The organism is Dokdonella sp. (assembly GCF_049593775.1).
Classification (GTDB): domain Bacteria; phylum Pseudomonadota; class Gammaproteobacteria; order Xanthomonadales; family Rhodanobacteraceae; genus Dokdonella.
This window is the reverse complement of sequence record NZ_JBAWHJ010000309.1, coordinates 1-3,192: the sequence shown is the minus strand read 5'-3', so window position 1 is coordinate 3,192 and position 3,192 is coordinate 1. Positions and strand designations below refer to the sequence as shown.

Here is a 3,192-nt window from a genome sequence, read left to right as displayed (position 1 = left end):
TATGCATGACGTGCGAATAGCGCTCGACCGTGAAACTGTCGGTTAGCTTGACTGTACCGGTCTTGCTGACCCGGCCGACATCGTTGCGGCCAAGATCGATCAGCATCAGGTGTTCGGCGCGTTCCTTCGGGTCGGCGAGCAATTCGGTTTCCAGGGCGAGATCCTGCTCAGGCGTATCTCCGCGCGGACGGGTGCCCGCCAATGGTCGCAACACGACCTTGCCGTGTTGCTGACGCACGAGAATCTCCGGCGACGAACCCACAATCTGGGTCGCGCCGAGATCGATGAAATACATGTATGGCGAGGGATTGAGCGAGCGCAATGCACGATAGACATCAACCGGCCGCGCGCGGAAAGGCACGCTGAGGCGTTGCGACAGCACCACCTGGAAGATGTCGCCGGCGCGGATATATTCCTGTGCGCGGCGCACGGCATCCTCGAAGCCTTCCCGGGTGAAGCCGGATATGAAATCGGCTTCGTCCAGTGGCTTGGGATCCAGCGTCTCCGGATAGCTCGATCCCGAATGACGCAAGCGGAATGACAACTGGTCCAGTCGACGACAGGCCTGGGCATAGGCCTGCGGCTGCGACGGATCGGCGTGCACGATCAGGTAGAGCCGACCCTTGAGATTATCGAAAACTGCGACTTCCTCGCTGAGCATGAGCAAGGCATCGGGTGTTCCGAGCTGATCGGGCTTGTCGTCCATTGCGAAACGCGGCTCGATCCAGCCGATCGTCTCAAAGCCGAAATAGCCCACCAGCCCGCCCGAAAAGGCCGGCATGTCGGGCAGTTCCGGCACTCGGTATTGCTGGCGAATGGCATCGATTCCGGCCAGCGGATCAGCCAATTCGCGTGTCTCGATGACTTCGCCCAGCTCCTCGACCGACAAGGTGTGCCCGCGCAATGAATACACGCGCCGGCACGGCAAGCCGATGATCGAATGACGCCCCCAGTTTTCGCCGCCCTGCACCGATTCGAACAGGTAGGCATAAGGCCCATCGGCCAGCTTCAGATAAACCGACAGCGGCGTGTCGAGATCCGACAACACCTCGCGCGCAACCGGAATGCGGTTGTAACCCTCGGCGGCGTAGGCGTTGAATTGTTCCTGGCTGATCACGGTGACGGCACTTCAATGCAGGCGGCCCGCGAAGATAGCAGGGAGCCAGTCAGGGATACAGCACAGCGGATGAGCAGAACTGTCCTCTGAATCGGCAGACGGACCCGGAACGATGTCGGTTGAAACTATTCGTCGAAGCCGCTCTCGAAGACGAGATCAGGCTGCTCGACCAGCACGGTTTCCCGGACGATTTGGCCACCGAAGCCGCTAAGGTCAGCCGTGCGGGACCAATAGAGCTCAATCGTTGAGGTGGACATTCCTGCAACGCCAAATGGGGTCGAATCAAAGTTGTCGGGTGAATTCGTGAGCCGGACTTCCGCGCCCCAGGCAATGCCGTCCGGCGATCGGCGGAAGAACAAATCACCCTGGTTGCCAGCTACAGTTGCATACAACAGGACGAAAACGCCGTCAGGCATGACTACAAGGGCTGGGGACCTGTTATCCCCCTGAACTTCCAGAACGGCGGGCGCTGCCCAAGAGAGGGCATCGTCGGTGACCTTGACGACGACACGACTATCTCCGCTCTCGGGAGAAACAGTGTAAGCAGCCAGATAGCGCCCGTCGCTAGCACGATATGCGAGCATCGCTCGGCTACCCAATGCCACATCTTCGGCAACCAGGGTTCGCTGTGGCGACCACGTTAGTCCCAGATCCGTGGAGCGGGACAAATAGAGGCCCGCGGGACTGGCGCCGTCTGGGGCGAACCGCTCATACAGCATCGTCAGCGAAGTGGCACCATCTCGGACTACGCTGGGGAAGCCGGAACCTGCACCAGCTCCGCCTGCATTGGGCCAGCCGAGATCCACCAGCGTGGACTGAGACCAGTCGACACCATCTGCGCTGGTTTGACGCCAGATGTCTGAGGGCGAGACACCGCCAAAATGATGAAATAGCAGGTAGCCGCCAAGCGGTGAACTCAGCAGGCTGGGACCCGATTGAAACGAACTAATGATGGTCGGCTGACGAGGCAAGGGTGCACCCAGCAGCAATTGCACGGGGATCGTCCAGCTAGCGCCATCGTCGGTCGATTGCCGAACCCAGAGACGTCGGGTGATAGAGGGGCCACCAAAAATCAGTTCGTCATAGACTTGCGTCTGCTTGCCGTCGAGTGGGTCGATCACGACAACGGGCAAAGACCTGTTCACCTGCGCCACTGCGGTGTTGGGCATGCTCGCAGTTGCCGCCAAACATCCGGCCAGAAGAAAACCAGTCCACTTTCTTGCCAACATGGCGGAACCTCTCATCCATGGTCCAATCCGCTGAGTATAACTCTTGCCAGGACAGAACAAAGTGAAAACATGCTGTTCGGGTTCAGCCGTCGAGCGCAGGCGCAAATATCCAGGAACGGTCTTGCGGGCTCTTGTCTGATGTTCAGTTTGTTGCCACTGGGTGCAGTCGCGCGCCGGGAAGAGTTCGACGGCGCCAGATGACTACCCGATCAGCGTGCTCACATCCGCCAGACAGGTCGTGGGCAAAGCAAATGAAATGATCGGCATTGTCCGGCGGATCACGCGTTTGCATTCGAACTCAAACGACGCCGACTCATGCCGCTCATGCACAAGCAAAATTCGACGCCATTCCCATCATCGAGATTGCTCGCTGTCGCGCGGCCATTGTGCAGCTCTGCAACCAGACGCACGACATGCAGACCCAGTCCGAGGTGGGGCGTTTCACCGGCACCGCGGGCACTGCGTTCGCGCAGGCTGACCAGTGAATCAAACAGGCGGTCCTGCATCGCTGGCGGCAGCAGTGGGCCGCTGTTGGCCATGCGCAGGATGACGCCGGATTCGGACTGTTCCAGAGTGATGGCGATCCAGCCATCGCTCGCACTGAACGAACGCGCATTGTCGAACAACTTGTCCAGCGCCTGTGCGATCAGGTCGGGAGCGCCGTGGAAAGGCAGCGGCGCGACAGGCAATGCCACTCGCAAGTCACGCGTTTCCGCGAGCGCGCGATAGCCCTCGGCACACCCGCTGACCAGCGCGCGCAAATCGAAATCCTCCACTTCAGCGGAGGCGATCGCGCGCTCGACGCGACTGGATTCACTCATTGCGCGAACGATGCCACCCAGTCGT

General features: G+C 60.1%; 3 protein-coding genes. All 3 read right to left on the bottom strand.

What is annotated here, in order from left to right; genetic code table 11:
- Positions 1–1,117, bottom strand: a 1,117-nt coding sequence (locus WBP53_RS10805) for an anthranilate synthase component I family protein (protein ID WP_423928778.1), incomplete at its 3' end; no start/stop codon positions are given.
- Between the two features lie 125 nt (positions 1,118–1,242).
- Positions 1,243–2,262: an exo-alpha-sialidase gene (locus WBP53_RS10800; protein ID WP_423928776.1), complete on the bottom strand. Its 1,020-nt coding sequence runs from the start codon at positions 2,260–2,262 to the stop codon at positions 1,243–1,245.
- Positions 2,263–2,624: 362 nt separating this feature from the next.
- A partial coding sequence (locus WBP53_RS10795; protein WP_423928774.1) for a sensor histidine kinase occupies positions 2,625–3,192 on the bottom strand: 568 nt, incomplete at its 5' end.